This is a genomic window from Fusicatenibacter saccharivorans (assembly GCF_027667425.1).
Lineage (GTDB): Bacteria > Bacillota > Clostridia > Lachnospirales > Lachnospiraceae > Fusicatenibacter > Fusicatenibacter saccharivorans.
Map to the genome: position 1 here is coordinate 1 of NZ_JAQEGR010000039.1, position 2,908 is coordinate 2,908.

The window sequence follows — 2,908 nt, forward strand, 5'->3', positions numbered from 1 at the left end:
TTTGGAGATGTCAGGAAGTTGACGGGTTATTCACCATTTACAAAAGAAAAATATGAAAATAAATTCAAAGTATATTATACGTATGAAAAAGGGAAAAATTACACTTTTTTACTTATAAAAATAGAAAACGTGGATTTGTATAAAAATCAAATTAAAATATGGTGATAATTTCTCTTGCTGTAAATACAATTTTAAAATCATAATAAAAGTCACAAAAAATAACATAGAAAAAGGAATCAGTAAAGGGAAACAGATGCAAGGAATTGGTCAATTACTATGGAAATTACGAGAGAAAGAAGGAATACGACAAAAACAATTATGCCTGGGTATTTCTTCTGTGTCAAAATATGCAAGAATTGAAGCAGATCAGCAGGAAATTGATTTTTTTCTGATTGATCGAATTATGGGACGGTTGGGAAAATCGGTGGAGAGGCTCACTTATATATTGCCAAGGGACATTTACAATATCTATGAATTGCGTCAGGAGATACAACAGAAAATTTGTCAAAAAAAATGGGAAGAAGCAAAACAATGTCTGCTTGAATATGAGAAGAATAAAAGAGCAAAGGAGCCGCTGCATCAGCAGTTCATTGAGCAGGAATATGCGCAGATTGCATGGCTTCGTGGTAAATCAGTAGAGACAGTATGTGAACATTTGGAAAAGGCAATTGTACAGACAATGCCAGAAGCGGAAATACAGAGAAAGACAGGGATTTTAAGTGCAGAGGAATACAAACTTCTGCTATTTCGATGGGAAGTCTGTTTTGGTACAGATCGTGAACGAGGAGAGAAAGAACTTCAGGAGTTAGTAGAGGAGATCTTTCAGAAAAACTTTGAGAGGACAGAACGAGTAAAAGTAATTCCATATGCTGCATTGTTAATAGAAAAAACAGCCCGAGATGGAAAAGCGGATACTTATTTAAAATTGATAACAGAAACGGCGTTAGAAAACTTGAGAGAAGAAGGGAAACTGCTTTATATGCCGGAAATTCTGGAGCAGTATGCGCAGATTCTGGAAAAAGAAAATAGTAACGCAGAATTTATTGGGTTGCTGCGACAGGAACGTGCAAGCCTTCTGGAATTGGAAAGTGATTATAAAGTTTCTTTTAAAAATTACCGTCTGTTTGACCATGTGGTTCGGAATTTCGAGATTGATGCAGAATTGATACGTCGAACAAGAAATGCGGCAAAACTTACACAGGAAGGACTGAGTGAAGACATTTGTGCGCAGGAAACATTGGCAAGAATCGAAAACGGAAATCAGAAACCACGAAGCGGAAATCTACGTCAGATGATGGAGAAGATGGGAAGGAGTGGGGATAGAATTGAGACGGGGATTCAAGTGGAAGAGTATGAGACGCTGGAGTTGAAGATTGAATTTTCGAAGTTTATTCATCGAAAAGAGTATGGAAATGCAGAAAAGGTACTTTCAAAAATTGAAGAAAAATTAGACTGTAATTTGATGAAAAATTACCAATATATTGAAACAGAAAGGGTAAAAGTAAAATATAAGGAAAATGCAGAATATACGGAACAATTTATAAAACAATTAAAAGAATTACTTGCTATGTCACTTAAAGTTGAAGAAGGACAAAAAATAGAATATGTTTTAAATACAGAGGAAGTTAGTATTTTGACAGAAATGGCATTGATTTATTGGGGTGAACAGGATTATAAAGTAGCATTGGAAATATATCAATTTTTAGTGGGACAATATGAAAAAAGTTTTATTAAACCTGTATTTCACATCTTAGATTGGGGTATGAGTATGGGAAATTATGGGATGGCGTTGGAAGAATTGGGATATTTTGAAAAAGCAATAGGTGTCTGTCGAAAAAGAATTCAACAGACATTATTTGCCGGAAAAGGAGGATCATTGCACACTTCATTAATGGTTGAGGCTTGTATTTTAGAAGCACAAAAAGATGTAAAGTGCAAGAAATATTTTAAACAGGATTTAGATCTTTTAAGATTATATAAGATGCAAACAAATTATAAGTTAATGGAAAGTTATGTCAAGACAAATAAAATATTTGATTAACTTTGACCACCATCAGGATTTGTAGGAAGAGATGTTGTTGTAAATGGTGGGGTAGGTGAAGAAGGATTTGGAAGCGAAATTGTAATCCAAAGTAAAAGCAGAAACAAATGCAGAATTAAAAAACAGAGTGTATGAAGAGGTTTTAAACAATCACATCACGAATGAAAGTGACGTAATTAAGGTTGCAATTGAACAATATCAGGAAAAACAGATGAAGACCCGCGCCATTGATGCAAAGCCGGATGATTATTTGTCAATCACACAGGTAGTGGATGAAAATGGCAGCGAGCAGGATATTATTTCAACGGGTTTGTTGATTGTAGACGAGCATCAGCAAAGAGTAGCAATCACTGATATTGTAAGCAATACGGGGCAGCTTAGCCAGTACAGCATTTATGCAACCATGAAAGTATCCGTGACAAATGACCGTCAGGCATTAAAGGTACGAATTAATTGGTTTGAAACAACACTGAACTACGGAACCTCTATGAAAGCAAGTAGTTTAATGCAGACATCCAAATATTCACCAGAGGTGGGATTCCAGTATGATGATATTACAAAAACAATTTCAAATCCTGCTGGAGGAACCCCATATCACTATACTCCAAATAATACGCAGATGATTACATATTCGACTTTAGAGTGTGGACGGTCCTGTCGTTCGTATATTAAAGCTGGAACCTCAAGTTTGAATATTGCTTATTGTGTTATATCTTCAGCCCCGGGAGGCCGCTGGGAGAGAGCTTAAGCAAAACTCGATTATCAGAACAAGCGAACTAATTGAAAATAGACGCTCCCCTTGCGTTATAGATACTAGGGGAGCGTTTTTGAAAACTGCGCGTCGCATTCTCGTTACTTCAGCCTGCA

Annotated in this window: 2 protein-coding genes; both read left to right on the forward strand. The window is 35.9% G+C overall.

What is annotated here, in order from left to right:
- The first annotated feature begins 253 nt into the window (after positions 1–253).
- Positions 254–2,041 carry a helix-turn-helix domain-containing protein gene (locus PGS38_RS17350; RefSeq protein WP_118640491.1) on the forward strand — a complete coding sequence of 596 codons (1,788 nt, stop codon included), beginning with the start codon at positions 254–256 and terminating at the stop codon, positions 2,039–2,041.
- A 127-nt stretch (positions 2,042–2,168) separates the two neighbouring features.
- A complete protein-coding gene (locus PGS38_RS17355; RefSeq protein WP_055268443.1) occupies positions 2,169–2,789 on the forward strand; it encodes a hypothetical protein in 621 nt (206 codons plus the stop codon).
- Positions 2,790–2,908: the final 119 nt, after the last annotated feature.